This window comes from Alicyclobacillus sp. SO9 (assembly GCF_016406125.1).
Lineage (GTDB): Bacteria > Bacillota > Bacilli > Alicyclobacillales > Alicyclobacillaceae > SO9.
This window is the reverse complement of record NZ_CP066339.1, coordinates 4669082-4683914: the sequence shown is the minus strand read 5'-3', so window position 1 is coordinate 4683914 and position 14833 is coordinate 4669082. Positions and strand designations below refer to the sequence as shown.

Sequence of the window (14833 nt, the reverse complement as noted above, 5' to 3'; positions counted from 1 at the left end):
GACAAATGCCGAAAGTACGCATTAAAAAGGGAGACAAAGTTGTTGTTGTCGCTGGTAAGGACAAGAGCAAGAAGGGCAGTGTCCTACAGGTTTTCCCGAAGGAATCCAGGGTTCTTGTTGAGGGAGTGAATGTGGTGAAGCGCCACACAAAACCCAATGCTGCAAATCCTGAGGGCGGTATTTTGGAAAAGGAAGCCCCGATTCACATTTCTAACGTAGCAGTAGCCGATCCCAAAAGCGGAGAGCCTACCCGTGTTGGATACAAGGTTTTGGAAGATGGAAAAAAAGTTCGCTATGCCAAAAAGTCTGGCGAAGTGATTGACTAGTAGCCAGGTGAAAGGAGGCAATACATTGACTCGCTTGTACGATTACTACAAGACGCAGGTAGCTGGAGAATTGATGAAGCAGTTTTCCTACGATACCGTAATGCAAGTGCCGAAGATTGAAAAGGCAGTTGTGAATATGGGTCTCGGTGAAGCTGTACAGAATCCGAAAGCAATAGATGCAGCCGTGGGTGACCTGCAACTGATTACAGGTCAAAAGCCAATTGTTACACGGGCGAAGAAGTCGATTGCTCAGTTCCGTGTGCGGCAAGGGATGCCGATTGGGGCGAAAGTGACCTTGCGCGGTGAGCGGATGTACTATTTTCTCGATAAATTGATGAACATTGCTTTACCCCGTGTCAGGGACTTTAGAGGAGTTTCCCCGAAGGCCTTTGACGGACGAGGAAACTATACTTTGGGACTGCGCGAGCAGTTGATTTTCCCCGAAGTGGAGTATGACCAAGTTGATAAAGTCCGCGGCATGGAAGTTGTAATGGTGACGACTGCCAACACAGATGAGGAAGCGCGAGCTCTCCTGACATTAATGGGCATGCCGTTTCGGAAGTCTTAAGACAAACCACTGACAGGAGGTTTGATGACGTGGCGAAAAAGTCCATGATTATAAAGGCCCAAAGAAAGCCGAAGTTTAGCACGCGGGGATACACTCGTTGCAGAGTATGCGGTCGTCCGCATTCGGTTATACGCAAGTTTGGAATCTGCCGTATCTGTTTCCGTGAATTGGCCTATAAGGGTCAGTTGCCCGGAGTTAAAAAGGCCAGCTGGTAGAGGGAAGGAGGTTTTCGAGATATGGTGATGACGGACCCAATTGCGGATATGTTGACACGAATCCGCAACGCCAACTCGGTGGGACACGATAAAGTTGAAGTACCTGGATCGAACATTAAGAAGGCCATTGCCGACATCTTGAAAAAAGAGGGCTTTGTCCGAGATGCGGAATTTATCTCCGATGAGAAGCAAGGCGTAATTCGCCTGTTTTTGAAATATGGCAAGAACCAGGAAAAGGTTATAACAGGACTCAAGCGCATTAGTAAGCCAGGCCGACGTGTGTATGCATCCCATGATAATGTGCCCCGCGTATTGGGCGGACTGGGGATTGCAGTGCTTTCCACGTCCAGCGGCATTATGACGGATAAAGAAGCTCGGAAGGCGCGCGTTGGCGGAGAAGTACTCTGTTACGTGTGGTAACCGCTCAAGATTGGAGGTGTAAAGATGTCACGGATTGGAAAGAAACCTGTAACAATTCCATCGGGTGTTGAAGTTGGATTCGAGGGTAACGAATTGACAGTGAAGGGGCCAAAAGGTACCTTGACAAGGACGATTCACCCTGAGATGAAGGTGGTCGTGGAGGGCCAGGTGCTCACTGTCGAGCGCCCAAGTGAAAGCAAAAAACACCGGAGTTTACATGGCACTACACGCAGCGTCATTAACAACATGGTTGAAGGCGTAACGAACGGATTCACCAAACGGCTGGACCTGATGGGAGTTGGGTACCGTGCCGCGAAGAACGGGGCTACGGTGACCCTGTCTGTGGGCTATTCACATCCGGTGGAACCCCAAAAGGTGGATGGCATTGACGTGGACGTCCCGTCACCTACCAAACTGGTTGTAACAGGTATTAACAAGGAATTGGTGGGAGAATACGCTGCCAAAGTACGTGAGATTAGGAAGCCTGAGCCGTACAAAGGCAAGGGAATCAAATATGAAGACGAAGTTATCCGCTGCAAGGTCGGTAAAACTGGTAAGAAGTAATTTTGCAGCAGAGAAAGGAGTGACTCCCCGTGATTACAAAAGAGGATCGCAATCGCTCAAGGCAACGGCGGCACCTGCGTGTGCGTAAGAATATCTCTGGCACTTCAGGCCGTCCCCGCCTTAATGTATATCGTTCCAACAAGAATATCTACGCTCAAGTCATTGATGACGCCGCAGGGCAGACTCTGGTCAGTGCTTCTACGCTAGACAGTGAACTGAAGGACGCTGTCAAGAATGGCGGCAGCATCGAGGCCGCTAAGTTGGTAGGCCAATTGGTTGCCAAACGTGCTGTGGAAAAAGGAATGACTTCTGTTGTTTTCGATCGCGGAGGCTATCTATATCACGGACGGATTCAAGCATTAGCGGACGCAGCGCGCGAAGCGGGACTGCAATTTTAATCGAAAGGAAGGTGTCTCTGTGCTCATCGATCCAAATCAACTTCAATTGAGTGAACGCGTTGTAGCTGTGAACCGCGTTGCCAAGGTTGTCAAGGGCGGTCGTCGGTTCTCCTTTTCAGCACTGGTTGTCGTCGGCGATGAAAATGGCTATGTAGGTGCTGGACTGGGCAAGGCCCAGGAAGTTCCTGAGGCCATTCGCAAAGGCATTGAAGATGCAAAGAAGAACCTTATCCAGGTACCCATGAAGAACACCTCAATTCCTCATGAGACCGTTGGTCGCTTTGGCGGCGGACGTGTTCTGATTAAACCGGCACCGGAAGGAAGCGGAGTGATTGCAGGCGGACCCTCCCGTGCGGTACTGGAATTGGCCGGGATTAAGGATATTGTCACGAAATCCCTTGGTTCAGCGAACCCAATCAACATGGTTCATGCTACGCTGGATGCGCTAAAGCAATTGAAACGTGCGGAAGAAGTGGCTCGTCTGCGCGGCAAAACTGTAGAAGAAATTTTCGGTTAAGGAGGAGCAGAGATGGCGAATAAATTAGCTATTACCTTGAAGCACAGTCCCATCGGCCGTCCTCAGAATCAGCGTGACACAGCTTACGCCCTGGGCTTACGGAAGCTCCAACAAACCGTAGTTCGAGAAGATACGCCGATTATTCGCGGGATGGTTAATCGAATTAAGCATCTTGTTGAAGTTAGCGAGGTAGCTGGCGAATAAAAGACAAGGAGGTGTCATTCTTGCAATTACACGATTTAAAGCCTGCTGAGGGTTCGAAACACAGCCGCAAGCGCGTGGGACGCGGAACGAGTTCAGGAATGGGTAAGACTTCGACCCGCGGACACAAGGGTCAATGGGCTCGCTCCGGCGGTGGTGTAAGGCCTGGTTTTGAAGGTGGACAGACGCCGTTTTTCAAGAGACTGCCGAAGCGCGGCTTTTCCAATGCCCGCTTTAAGAAGACGCTCGCAGTGGTCAATTTAGAGAGATTAAACGAGTTTGAAGCGGATACCGTTGTTACTCCGGAACTTCTGAAAGAGCGCCGCATGGTGCGGGAACTGCTTGATGGAGTGAAGGTGCTTGGGTCCGGTGACTTGAATGTAAAACTGACCGTTCGCGCCAACGCCTTTTCCGGAGCAGCAAAGGAGAAGATTGAGGCCGCTGGTGGCACCGTCGAGGTGATATAGGTGCAGACTTTCCTAAACCTGTGGCGACTAAAGCACCTGCGCAGACGTCTGTTCTTTACTCTGATGGTCGTTGCGATTTATCGCATCGGGAGCTACTTTCCTGTCCCGGATATGAACACGTCGTTGCTAAGTAACTCGCAGAACGCCCTGTTTGATTTGCTGAATATGTTTTCCGGCGGGGCGTTCTATCGCTTTTCCATTTTTGCGATGAGCGTTACGCCGTATATTACAGCGTCAATCATCGTGCAGCTACTGCAGTCCGGCGTTGTCACACGGTTCGAGGAATGGCAAAAAGAGGGCGAGTCAGGCCAAAGAAAACTCACGCAGGTGACTCGGTATCTCACAGTGATTTTGGGATTCGTGCAGGCCTCAGCTCTAACATTCAACTTTAGCATGCAACACCTTTTGTATAAGGAGAACTGGTGGTGGTACGCCATCATTGTGGTGACGCTCACTGCCGGGGACACGCTGTTGATGTGGTTTGGTGAGATGATAACGGAGAAGGGCATCGGTAACGGTATCTCCATTATTATCTTCATCAGTATCATTGCACGATTGGGACAGTTGGGGCAGGAAGTTGCCCAGAAGTGGTTTGTCGGTCACTCCTCTGATTTGTTTATCAGTATCTTGAAAGTGGCAATAATGGTGGCTGGCATTATTATTATCTTTGCCTTGATTGTGTACATTCAACAAGCAGAGAGAAGGATTCCAGTGCAGTACGCCAAGCGGGTGGTAGGACGGACAGTCTACAGCGGTCAACAGACCCACATACCGCTTAAGGTAAATGCTGCAGGTGTGATTCCCGTCATTTTTGCAGTATCACTCTTAATGCTGCCCTATGTACTTTCAACATACTTTTCTAAACAGGGTTGGGCTGAGTTTATCATGACGTATCTGTTTCCCAACTCAGCTTGGTACATTGGCGTAGAGGTTGTTTTGATTATCGCCTTTACCTTCTTCTATACTCATGTGCAGATAAATCCAGAGCAGCTGGCAGAGCAGTTGCAGAAGAATGCCGGGTATATTCCGGGTGTCCGCTCTGGATGGGAAACAGAGGAGTATATCATTAAGGTCATCAATCGCATCACAGTGCTCGGAGCGCTTTTCCTAGGCTTCATTTCCGTGTTGCCGTTTCTTTTGCTTTCGGGAGTTGGACTCAACCAAGTGTATCTGGGAGGTACGTCACTTCTGATTATTGTCGGTGTTGCACTACAGACGCTGCAGCAAATGGAAGGCCAGTTGCTACAGCGTCATTACCGCGGGTTCATCCGCTGATTCAGAGGTTCGAGGGGGATATTTGATGCAGATAATTTTGCTGGGAATGCCGGGTGCTGGTAAAGGAACACAGGCGGCGCAAGTCCGCGATGAGTTTGGAATACCGCACATTTCCACTGGAGACATGTTTCGCGCTGCAATTGCAGCTGAGACGCCCCTTGGTCTGGAAGTAAAGGAATATCTGGACAGCGGTAAGCTAGTGCCCGATGAGTTGACCATTCGTGTCGTGAATGAGCGCTTGTCACAGGATGACGCGAACAAGGGGTTTCTGTTGGATGGATTCCCCCGAACACTGGCTCAGGCACAAGCCCTTGATGAGAGTCTGGCAAAGATGGGGAGAACACTGGATACTGCCCTTTATATCCATGTCCCGCAAGAAGTTCTGTTAGCCCGCTTGACAGGACGGCGTATCTGTAAATCCTGCGGAACTACGTATCACCTTGTCTTTCAGCCGCCTGTAGAAGCAGGCGTCTGCGACAAATGTGCCGGTGAACTGTATCAGCGTTCAGACGATACGGAAGAAGCGGTGAAGACCAGGTTGGAGCAGTACTCACAGACAGCGCCTTTGGTGGATTATTATCGCAATCAGGGTGTGTTGCAGCAAGTGGATGGCCAACAACCGATTGATAAGGTCTATAGTCAAGTGAGGAGTATTCTCCTCAAGTTACAGGTTTGAGGTGAGTGGTTGGTGAAGCACATTTCGCTGCCTGAAATTGGCCATATCGTGGAAATCACACGCGGACGCGACGCTGGATTGTACGCAGTCGTAATCGGGCACGTTCCTGATAGATACGTGCTGTTGGCGGACGGCGACGTGCGCAAGGCTGATACACCGAAGAAGAAGAATGTGCTGCATGTGAAGCTCACACCACACCAAATAGATGCGGCTAAGACCAAAGCAAAAGACGGCAAGTATACGAATGCGCAGTTGCGCCACGCTCTCAAGGCTGTAGCAGATGTGCAGAAACAGAAGCGGAATGAGGAGGGAGGCAGCGCGAATGGCGAAAGATGATGTGATTGAAGTTGAGGGAACGGTGATTGAACCACTTCCCAACGCGATGTTTAAAGTGGAACTGGAGAATGGTCACAAAATCCTGGCCCACGTTTCAGGTAAAATCAGAATGCACTACATTAAAATTTTACCTGGAGACCGGGTTACGGTAGAATTGTCTCCGTATGACTTGAGTCGTGGTAGAATTACCTATCGATACAAGTAAATGAGACTGGTCTTAATTGGGCTATTCAGGTATGATACCGAGAGTGAGGAGGGAGCCTGGTGAAAGTACGCCCGTCTGTAAAGCCAATTTGCGAAAAATGCAAAGTGATTCGACGCAAGGGCACCATCATGGTGATTTGTGAAAACCCAAAACACAAACAGCGTCAAGGTTAAGTTGGCGCTGCCTCGACTTGGTGATATCAACGGTGTGTAGTGCGGCTGCCCGACGCGTGTCGGGACTGCGCCCGTTTTGATATAGATAAATATTGCATGGAGGTGGAATCCCTAGATGGCTCGTATTGCAGGTGTAGACTTGCCGCGTGAAAAGCGAGTGGAGATTGGTTTGACGTATATCTTTGGTATTGGACGTACGACTTCCAACAAAATCCTGAAGGAAACTGGGATTAGCCCGGACACGCGTGTACGCGACTTGACAGAAGATGAAGTCATTCGACTTCGTGACCATATTGACAAGACCGTGAAGGTGGAAGGTGACCTTCGCCGTGAGATCGCGCTCAATATTAAGCGTCTCGTCGAAATTGGATCTTACCGCGGTATGCGGCACCGTCGCGGACTGCCTGTACGTGGTCAAAGGTCGAAGACCAATGCCCGTACGAGGAAGGGACCGCGTCGGACTGTAGCCGGCAAGAAGAAGTAATTGTTTAAGGTGAGGAGGTAAAACGTACATGGCAAGAGGCACTCAGCGCAGGGGGCAAGGAGCCACCCGCACCAAGCGCCGTGATCGAAAGAATGTTGAGGTTGGTGTAGCTCATATTCGCTCAACCTTTAACAATACAATCGTCTCCATCACGGATAGGACAGGGAACGTGATTTCATGGTCAACGGCAGGAAATGTTGGCTTCAAAGGATCGCGGAAGAGCACCCCGTTTGCCGCTCAAATGGCAGCAGAAGCAGCCGCCAGGACAGCGATGGAACACGGCATGAAACAAGTTGAGGTTTCCGTTAAGGGTCCCGGAGCAGGGCGTGAAGCAGCAATCCGTTCCTTGCAGGCTGCCGGGCTCGAGGTCAGCGGTATTCGAGACGAGACTCCGATTCCGCATAATGGCTGCCGTCCGCCAAAACGTCGTCGCGTCTGACGCGTGTTGTTTATGACAGAAGTTGCGAGATTAGTGGAAACTAGTCTTATTGGGTATAGATTGAATTGGAGGTGTCAACACTAGAATGGCAAGATATACCGGACCTGTATGTCGGCTTTGCCGCCGCGAAGGCGTCAAGCTGTACTTGAAGGGTGAACGTTGCCTAAGTCCGAAATGTGCGATTGACCGCCGAGCGACTCCTCCGGGTCAGCACGGTCAAGGTCGTCGGCGCACTTCGGAATATGGATTGCAGTTGCGGGAGAAGCAGAAGGCCCGCAGATTCTATGGTGTTATGGAAAAGCAGTTTAGAGCGTATTATGAATCCGCAAACCGGCGTCCCGGCATTACCGGTGAGACGCTGTTGCAGACATTAGAAAGCCGTTTGGACAATGTGGTCTACCGCCTTGGTTTTGCGGCATCACGTCCAGAAGCGCGCCAGTTGGTTCGTCACGGCCACTTCGACGTGAATGGCCGTCGCGTCAACATCCCGTCTTACCAGATGAAGCCGGGAGATGTCATCGTGGTTCGCGAAAAGAGCCGCAAACATGCTCGTATTAAGGAACTTCTCGAAGTCGCAGCCTCGCACACAGTGGGTCCTTGGCTGGAACTAGACTTGGAGAACTTCACTGGCAAGGTCGTTCGAGTCCCTGCGCGTGAAGAGATTGATACACCTGTCAGCGAGCAGATGATTGTTGAGAAGTACTCACGTTAACGAGAGCCCGCTTGGCGGGCTTTGGTTCAACCAATTCCCGGGTGTTGATTGGGGCTGGTGCTCGGTGGGAAGCACGCAGACCCGCGTAGCGAGGAGGGTTACGGATGATCGAAATTGAGAAGCCGAGGATTGAGGTCATAGAAACAAACGAAACTTACGGCAAATTCGTTGTCGAACCACTGGAACGGGGATACGGAACTACACTCGGAAACTCCCTTCGCAGAATCCTTTTGTCTTCAATTCCGGGTGCTGCAGTAAAATCCGTTAAAATTGAAGGAGTATTACACGAGTTTTCCACCATCCCCGGGGTAGTGGAGGATACAACGGAACTGGTCCTCAATCTTAAGCGGCTCTCCTTGAAGATACATTCCGATGAGGAAAAGGTTCTTGTCATCGACGCGGAAAACTCCGGAGAAGTTACGGCTGCGGATATTCGTGCAGACTCGGATGTTGACATTATGAATCCTGAGTTGCACATTGCCACGTTGACAGAAGGGGCTCGCTTCTATGTGGAGATGCATTCAGGGCGAGGTCGTGGGTACGTATCAGCAGATCGGAATAAGCCCGACGAGCAGGAGATTGGAGTTATTCCGATTGACTCTATCTACTCTCCAATCACTCGAGTCAACTATAAAGTGGAGAATACGCGTGTCGGTCAGGTGACGGACTATGACAAACTCACCCTCGAAGTTTGGACGGATGGCAGTATTACTCCGGACGAAGCTGTAAGTCTCAGTGCTAAAATCCTGACTGAGCACTTGTCCTTGTTTGTGGGTTTAACCGATCAAGGAAATGAAACAGACATCATGATTGAGAAGGAAGATACTGCTGCGGATCGAACTCTCGAGATGCCGATTGAAGAGCTCGACCTTTCAGTGCGGTCGTATAACTGCCTGAAACGAGCGGGCATTAACACAGTTGGTGAGTTAAGTTCCCGCAGTGAGGACGAGATGATGAAAGTGCGGAACTTGGGTCGAAAATCCTTGGAGGAAGTCGTCGAGAAACTCGGGGGACTCGGATTGACTCTGAGACAGGAAGACTGAGTTCTGAACTCAAGTATTTAAGTACGAAGCTTACTTGAAGCCCATTCGAGAAGTCATTTGAGAATTGATATGAGAGCTTCTGTGAGACGTAAGACAGAGATTTAGGAATGAGGAGGAGAACTCTGTGGCATATCGGAAGGTAGGTCGGCCATCGGCTGCCCGGAAGGCGCTGTTCAGGAGCCTTGTCACGGATTTGTTCCTGTATGAACGTATAGAGACAACTGAAGCCAAGGCGAAGGAACTGCGATCTATCGCAGACAAGATGATTACCTTGGCTAAACGCGGTGATTTAAATGCGCGCCGCCAGGTTGCGTCATACGTTCGCAGGGAATCCCTTGAGGATGCAGAACAAGACGTGATTCAAAAGCTGTTTAGTGACCTTGCGCCGCGATTTCAGGACAGGAATGGCGGGTATACCCGTATCATAAAGATTGGGCCGCGTCGCGGGGATGCAGCTCCAATGGTGTATATCGAGCTCGTCTAAACTTTCAGCACGGACTAGGGGTGACACGACTCCTGTGATGCAGTGTGCAAGTGACTTCTTGTGAGACGCTTTTACTGCATTTTTCTCAGGTGCGGTTGCCCCTTTTGTCTGCATCAGCGCGCCCCCCGATTTCCGGAGCATAGAAGCGGATGGGCCGATGTCCATTCTTAGCCAATGCAGTGGGTGGTGGTGCAGTTGACGAAAATTAAGCTGGTTGTCTCTTATGACGGGACAGATTTTCATGGATTTGCACGGCAACCGAAGGTCCGAACGGTCCAAGGGGAACTGGAAAGTACCTTGACTAGGCTGTTGACTTGTCCAACAGAGGTTGTGGGTTCGGGTCGTACCGACGCAGGCGTTCACGCTAAAGCTCAGGTGGTTCACTTTCATCAGGACAAAGGCCCCGAAGCGAAGCGGTACCCCTATATTCTTCGACGTAGTTTGCCGAAAGACATTGTCGTTACATCGGCATGCGAAGTGGACTCAAATTTCCATGCGCGCTTTTCCGCAGTCGGCAAGACCTATCGTTATACACTGCAGACGAGTCGCGTCGAGGACATCTTTACGAGCCGCTACGCATGGCACGTTCCAGGTAAACTGAACCTGAATCCGGTCGAACGGGCTCTGCCTTACTTCATAGGTGAGCATGACTTTACAAGCTTCTGTGCGTCGGCTACACCTGTCAAGGACAAGGTTCGTCGTTTGACCGAACTGCGGTTGGAAGCGGAAGGCTCCTTTGTGCATGTCTATTGCTCAGGTACCGGCTTCCTCCAGTACATGGTGCGGATTATTGTTGGTACCTTGGTGGACATTGGGAGAGGCAGGCTGCATCCGGATTCAATACCCAGAATTCTGGAGGCGCGGGACAGACGCCTAGCAGGTCAAACTGCTCCGCCGAACGGTCTGATACTGTGGAAAGTACACTACGGTGAAGAGCAGAGTAAATAAAGTATTAAAAAATACGGTTAAGCCTTGACCGCCGGTTCAAAATTGAATAGACTGTAGGTTAGTGTTTTCACCACTACGCCCCGTTACAACGTATGTGGTTGAATCGGAACATGAATGAGAGGTTTGCCTGACTAGGAGGGACTCTAATGCGTACGACGTACATGGCAAAAGCAGGTGCCGTGGACCGCAAATGGTATGTCATTGATGCAGCTGGGAAACGCGTGGGTCGGTTGGCTACTGAAATTGCGACTGTGCTTCGCGGTAAACATAAACCTGAATTTACGCCGCATGTGGACACGGGCGACTTTATCGTCGTAGTGAACGTCGAGAAAGTTGTGTTCACGGGCAACAAGATGCAGAAGAAAATGTACTATCGCCACTCTGGTTATCCAGGGGGCTTAAAGGAAACACGCGCTATTGATATGCTCAACAAGCACCCCGAGCGAGTGCTGTATGCTGCCGTAAAGGGTATGCTTCCGCACAACACGCTTGGACGCGAACAATTGAAGAAGCTGAAATTGTACGCTGGTCCAGAGCATCCGCACCAAGCACAGCAACCGATTCAATGGGAATTGGCGAGCAACTAACGGAGGAGGGACTTTACTTTGGCTCAAGTACAATATTGGGGCACAGGCCGTCGCAAACAATCCGTCGCTCGCGTCCGTTTGTTGCCCGGTGACGGTAAGATTGTGATTAATAAGCGTGAAATGGATGACTACTTTGGACTTGAAACGTTGCGCCTGATTGTGAAGCAACCGTTACTTCTGACAGAAACGCTCAACAGCTACGATGTTCACGTAAACGTATATGGCGGTGGAATGTCTGGTCAAGCGGGTGCTGTACGTCATGGAATTTCACGTGCACTGTTGAAAGTTGACCCCGACCTTCGCCCTGCACTGAAGAAGGCAGGTATGTTGACACGGGATGCACGTATGAAGGAAAGAAAGAAATACGGGCTCAAGGCTGCCCGTCGCGCACCGCAGTTCTCCAAGCGCTAAGGAGAAGCTGGTGCCTACAATTTGCGCCTGTATTACGTCATGGAGGGATGGCTGCCGACAGCCATCCTTTTTTATATACAGACAACTTGTTTGATTTTACTCTTCATAACTCTTCATACAATCCTCAGAACTGCATAGACTACAGTGGACAGACTTACCCGATTCAGAAAGGGGCTGCTGTCCACTGTGGACACCCGTTATCTTAAGTCGTGGACTCGTATTGCATGTAGCGCAGCAGCGCTGATTGTGCTCTTTGTCATTGCATCGCCCACAGCGTCAGCGCAGAGCTTGGGCCTTTCAGGAAAGAAAATTGTGTTGGATGCCGGACACGGAGGCAGTGATACAGGTGCTCGCGGAGACACCGGCATTCACGAAAAGGACATCACCCTGAGTGTGACGAAAAAGCTCGCAGTCCTGTTACAGGAAGGCGGCGCACAGGTTCGGCTGACGCGTCATTTGGACGATGACCTTGCAACCGAACGCGATGCGAAAAACCGACGACGCCAACGTGCGGACTTACTCGGTCGGTTGAGGATTGTACAGGCGTTTGAGCCGCACATGTTCATCAGTGTGCACTGTAATGCATCAACGTCATCGTCGTGGCGCGGTGCGCAAACCCTGTACATGCCCGGGAACGAAGAAGGAAAGGTTTTAGCCAAAAAGATGCAAAGTGCCTTTCAGGAGCAACTGGCCAACACAAGCCGCAGTCCTGCTGCTGTGAAGAGCCTCTTTTTGTTGAAGCACATAGACGGTCCAGCTGTGCTTGCCGAAATCGGTTTCGTTAGCAATCCTCAAGAAGCTCAGTTGTTAAAAACCGAGGCATATCAGGATAAAGTAGCCCTGGCTATGTACACGGCGGTGATTCGCTACTTTGATGACGAGGATAAGCCGCAATCCGCGCAGACTCAAGGAGGTTGGCACCGGGCTGTTCAGAAATTTCTGAGGTGATGAGCGTGCAGGCGAAACGAAACCAAAGCATGGAGGTTGCCACGGCCAAGTTCCTGCTCCCGATACTGGCCGTGATGCTCCTCGTTCTATTTTGGAGTCACCAAGTCCATAAAGACCCGCCGCATACGTACCTTGTGCCTCCACCAGCCAAGTGTACGCTTACCAAGACTCACGTAAAATGGTATGGAAGCCCTGTCTATCGCCTCACCAACCAATCGCAGCACACTCTGCACCGGATTAATGTGGTCAGTTGGAGTGAACAGAATGTTCCAGTCCTCTACGTGGGCACCAGTGCTCCAAACAACCTGCAGCACAGGAAAGCATGGTCCGCAGCGGTTGTGAATCTAGCTCCCCATGAATCCTTGTGGTTTGCAGGGTCCCTGCAGAATCCATACAAAATCTCCGTCATTTGGCTTATGAACGGCAAATCCCGCTACCAAATGTATGGCTCTCACTAAAACATCACAACCTTGTCTTACTCAAGATGGCAAGAAAACTGCAAATGATGTAGACTCAAGGGTGGTTGCGGATTTCACGACTCAACCAGTATTTTCTGAGGGGGCGAACCATCATGGTCACAAAAGACCAGGTTCTTGAAGCGTTGCGGGATGTAGAAGATCCTGAAATTCATAGAAGTATCGTTGAAATGGAAATGGTACGAAACATTGCCATTGAAGCCGGGAATGTTTCGGTTGAGATTGCACTGACCATTGGCGGGTGTCCATTGCGCACAACGATTGAGAACTCCGTCAAAGAGAAAATTATGGATTTAGACGGCGTACAGTCCGTCGATGTGACTCTGGGCAGCATGTCTGACGAAGAGCGAGCTAAATTTACCGAGAAGCTCCGCGGCCCCAAAGCGGCGACATCGACCCCGCCGCTGCTGCAACCCGAAGTGAAGACCCAGTTCTTAGCTGTTACATCCGGGAAAGGCGGCGTGGGGAAATCCACAGTTACTGCCAATCTGGCGAAGGCCCTAGCCAATGCCGGATTAAGCGTGGGAGTGGTGGATGCGGATATTTACGGTTTCAGTATCCCAAGCATCTTCGGGGTGAAAAAGCAGCGCCCGACGGTCATTGATGACCTCATCATTCCCATCGAAGTGGAAGGCGTAAAGATTGTTTCGATGGACTTCTTCGTTCCTGAAAACAATCCCGTAGTATGGCGTGGACCCATGCTCGGCAAAATGCTCAGAAACTTCTTCGGTGAAGTTCATTGGGGAGACTTAGATGTTCTGTTGCTCGACTTGCCGCCAGGAACCGGAGACGTTTCTCTGGATGTACACCAAATGCTTCCCAAGAGCAAAGAACTGATTGTCACGACACCGCAAATGGACGCTGCTGACGTGGCTGTCCGTGCCGGCTTAATGGGGCTTCGAACGAACCATGAAGTGGTTGGTGTTGTAGAGAATATGGCGTACTTCCAGTGCGAACACTGCGGAGAAAAGACATATCTCTTTGGCAAGGGAGGCGGCAATCGCGTAGCTGATGAATTGCGGACTGAGGTTACCGTCAGAGTCCCGCTGGCTGCCATGGGAGACAAAAAGAGCCCCTTGTTTGCTGAGGAATCCATTCAAGGCGAAGCCTTTGAAGAGCTTGCTGAGGCCATGATGCATAAACTAGGCCTGGCAGCTTCAGTTCCTGCCGTCGAGGGCTGAGGAACAATTCTCGTGCCGGAAACACTGGGCTGCAGTGGGCGACGAGTCATGTGTCCACTGCAGCCTTTGCTGTTTTAGCCGTGCCAAATCATCCACACCTTATGCGCCCTGTCCGCTGCCGCCGCTTGAGCCTCCGCTCGATCCGCTTTGAGCCTGACCGCCTTGACCTTGTTTCTGTCCACCGCTTTGGCTGACACTCTGCGATACGGCCTTCTTTAAAGCGTCCTCAAACTTGATGCGAAAACTTGGCGTATTCAGGGCATCCGACATCACTTTCATAATCTGGCCGCGTACTTTTGGGGTCTGTAACAGCTCATTTATGTGTTTTGTATAGTCAGGTGACTTTAAAATCACCATTAAGTCCTTCGTGTACTGCGGGTCCTTCAGTAATTGCTTTTGCATATCAACAAGCTGCGGCTGGAGAGCTTTTGCAAAAGCGGCCGCGAACTTGGGGTTTTGAATTTGTTTAGCCAACAGGTCTTTGTTCTGTTTACTTTCCAGGCTTTTCTGTACGGCCTTTGTGATGTCACTTTGGGATACGGCCATTTGTTCGCGAAAGCTCGGATCCTGGAGCATTGACTGGACAGCTTGTTTGCCATCTGATGACTTCAGAATATCGAGCACCATTTGTTTTGTCGTGGTGTAATTGGGCTGCGACCCGCTTGCATCCGCGCCAGCAGTACCCTGGCCGCAACCGACGGACAGGGCCGCAACCGCAACGACAATTATCCAACTCTTTCGGAGATCCATATACAGCCCTCCATTTCGTCCTCTGCTCA

The 14833-nt window shown here is 50.7% G+C and carries 26 protein-coding genes; 25 read left to right on the top strand and 1 reads right to left on the bottom strand.

The features are described 5' to 3' along the window. Window positions 1-5: 5 nt before the first annotated feature. From rplX to GI364_RS21745, 25 genes are all read left to right on the top strand, one after another. Complete coding sequence (rplX, locus tag GI364_RS21865; RefSeq protein WP_198851292.1) at window positions 6-326, top strand: 50S ribosomal protein L24; 321 nt, start codon at window positions 6-8, stop codon at window positions 324-326. Between the two features lie 25 nt (window positions 327-351). After that, entirely contained in the window at window positions 352-894 is a 543-nt protein-coding gene (rplE, locus tag GI364_RS21860) for a 50S ribosomal protein L5 (protein ID WP_198851291.1), read from the top strand. A gap of 29 nt (window positions 895-923) precedes the next feature. Further along, window positions 924-1109 carry a type Z 30S ribosomal protein S14 gene (locus GI364_RS21855; protein WP_198851290.1) on the top strand — a complete coding sequence of 62 codons (186 nt, stop codon included), beginning with the start codon at window positions 924-926 and terminating at the stop codon, window positions 1107-1109. A 21-nt stretch (window positions 1110-1130) separates the two neighbouring features. Then, window positions 1131-1529, top strand: a complete 399-nt coding sequence (gene rpsH / locus GI364_RS21850) for a 30S ribosomal protein S8 (protein WP_198851289.1) — start codon at window positions 1131-1133, stop codon at window positions 1527-1529. A 24-nt stretch (window positions 1530-1553) separates the two neighbouring features. Next, window positions 1554-2093, top strand: a complete 540-nt coding sequence (gene rplF / locus GI364_RS21845; RefSeq protein WP_198851288.1) for a 50S ribosomal protein L6 — start codon at window positions 1554-1556, stop codon at window positions 2091-2093. A gap of 29 nt (window positions 2094-2122) precedes the next feature. Next, window positions 2123-2491 carry a 50S ribosomal protein L18 gene (gene rplR / locus GI364_RS21840; protein ID WP_198851287.1) on the top strand — a complete coding sequence of 123 codons (369 nt, stop codon included), beginning with the start codon at window positions 2123-2125 and terminating at the stop codon, window positions 2489-2491. Window positions 2492-2510: 19 nt separating this feature from the next. Further along, window positions 2511-3008 carry a 30S ribosomal protein S5 gene (gene rpsE, locus GI364_RS21835; protein WP_198851286.1) on the top strand — a complete coding sequence of 166 codons (498 nt, stop codon included), beginning with the start codon at window positions 2511-2513 and terminating at the stop codon, window positions 3006-3008. A 12-nt stretch (window positions 3009-3020) separates the two neighbouring features. Then, a complete protein-coding gene (gene rpmD, locus GI364_RS21830) occupies window positions 3021-3212 on the top strand; it encodes a 50S ribosomal protein L30 (RefSeq protein ID WP_198851285.1) in 192 nt (63 codons plus the stop codon). A gap of 20 nt (window positions 3213-3232) precedes the next feature. Further along, the gene (gene rplO, locus GI364_RS21825) at window positions 3233-3676 is read left to right on the top strand and encodes a 50S ribosomal protein L15 (protein WP_198851284.1); all 444 of its coding nucleotides are present in this window, start codon (window positions 3233-3235) and stop codon (window positions 3674-3676) included. Next, a complete protein-coding gene (secY, locus tag GI364_RS21820) occupies window positions 3677-4951 on the top strand; it encodes a preprotein translocase subunit SecY (protein WP_198851283.1) in 1275 nt (424 codons plus the stop codon). Window positions 4952-4976: 25 nt separating this feature from the next. Beyond that, window positions 4977-5627, top strand: coding sequence for an adenylate kinase (locus GI364_RS21815; protein ID WP_198851282.1), 651 nt, complete (start codon window positions 4977-4979; stop codon window positions 5625-5627). Between the two features lie 12 nt (window positions 5628-5639). Next, window positions 5640-5963, top strand: a complete 324-nt coding sequence (locus GI364_RS21810) for a KOW domain-containing RNA-binding protein (RefSeq protein ID WP_233095911.1) — start codon at window positions 5640-5642, stop codon at window positions 5961-5963. After that, window positions 5950-6168, top strand: a complete 219-nt coding sequence (infA, locus tag GI364_RS21805) for a translation initiation factor IF-1 (protein WP_198851280.1) — start codon at window positions 5950-5952, stop codon at window positions 6166-6168. The genes GI364_RS21810 and infA overlap by 14 nt, the downstream gene beginning before the upstream one ends. Before the next feature lie 59 nt (window positions 6169-6227). Further along, entirely contained in the window at window positions 6228-6341 is a 114-nt protein-coding gene (rpmJ, locus tag GI364_RS21800) for a 50S ribosomal protein L36 (protein WP_198851279.1), read from the top strand. Window positions 6342-6456: 115 nt separating this feature from the next. After that, window positions 6457-6825: a 30S ribosomal protein S13 gene (rpsM, locus tag GI364_RS21795; RefSeq protein WP_198851278.1), complete on the top strand. Its 369-nt coding sequence runs from the start codon at window positions 6457-6459 to the stop codon at window positions 6823-6825. Window positions 6826-6853: 28 nt separating this feature from the next. Further along, entirely contained in the window at window positions 6854-7264 is a 411-nt protein-coding gene (gene rpsK / locus GI364_RS21790; RefSeq protein ID WP_198851277.1) for a 30S ribosomal protein S11, read from the top strand. 85 nt (window positions 7265-7349) lie between these two features. Further along, a complete protein-coding gene (gene rpsD / locus GI364_RS21785) occupies window positions 7350-7976 on the top strand; it encodes a 30S ribosomal protein S4 (RefSeq protein WP_198851276.1) in 627 nt (208 codons plus the stop codon). Window positions 7977-8080: 104 nt separating this feature from the next. Beyond that, window positions 8081-9019, top strand: coding sequence for a DNA-directed RNA polymerase subunit alpha (locus tag GI364_RS21780; RefSeq protein ID WP_198851275.1), 939 nt, complete (start codon window positions 8081-8083; stop codon window positions 9017-9019). Between the two features lie 124 nt (window positions 9020-9143). Further along, entirely contained in the window at window positions 9144-9503 is a 360-nt protein-coding gene (rplQ, locus tag GI364_RS21775) for a 50S ribosomal protein L17 (RefSeq protein WP_198851274.1), read from the top strand. Window positions 9504-9698: 195 nt separating this feature from the next. Continuing rightward, window positions 9699-10451, top strand: a complete 753-nt coding sequence (truA, locus tag GI364_RS21770) for a tRNA pseudouridine(38-40) synthase TruA (RefSeq protein WP_233095910.1) — start codon at window positions 9699-9701, stop codon at window positions 10449-10451. 146 nt (window positions 10452-10597) lie between these two features. Further along, a complete protein-coding gene (rplM, locus tag GI364_RS21765; protein ID WP_198851272.1) occupies window positions 10598-11038 on the top strand; it encodes a 50S ribosomal protein L13 in 441 nt (146 codons plus the stop codon). Between the two features lie 18 nt (window positions 11039-11056). After that, window positions 11057-11449 carry a 30S ribosomal protein S9 gene (gene rpsI / locus GI364_RS21760; RefSeq protein WP_198851271.1) on the top strand — a complete coding sequence of 131 codons (393 nt, stop codon included), beginning with the start codon at window positions 11057-11059 and terminating at the stop codon, window positions 11447-11449. A 186-nt stretch (window positions 11450-11635) separates the two neighbouring features. Further along, the gene (locus tag GI364_RS21755) at window positions 11636-12397 is read left to right on the top strand and encodes an N-acetylmuramoyl-L-alanine amidase (protein ID WP_198851270.1); all 762 of its coding nucleotides are present in this window, start codon (window positions 11636-11638) and stop codon (window positions 12395-12397) included. 5 nt (window positions 12398-12402) lie between these two features. Continuing rightward, on the top strand, window positions 12403-12855 hold the full coding sequence (locus GI364_RS21750; RefSeq protein ID WP_198851269.1) for a hypothetical protein: 453 nt from the start codon (window positions 12403-12405) through the stop codon (window positions 12853-12855). Between the two features lie 113 nt (window positions 12856-12968). Continuing rightward, window positions 12969-14054 carry a P-loop NTPase gene (locus GI364_RS21745; protein ID WP_198851268.1) on the top strand — a complete coding sequence of 362 codons (1086 nt, stop codon included), beginning with the start codon at window positions 12969-12971 and terminating at the stop codon, window positions 14052-14054. A gap of 99 nt (window positions 14055-14153) precedes the next feature. On the opposite strand, the gene gerD is transcribed toward GI364_RS21745, so the two are convergent. Continuing rightward, window positions 14154-14804: a spore germination lipoprotein GerD gene (gene gerD, locus GI364_RS21740; protein ID WP_198851267.1), complete on the bottom strand. Its 651-nt coding sequence runs from the start codon at window positions 14802-14804 to the stop codon at window positions 14154-14156. Between the last annotated feature and the right edge of the window lie 29 nt (window positions 14805-14833).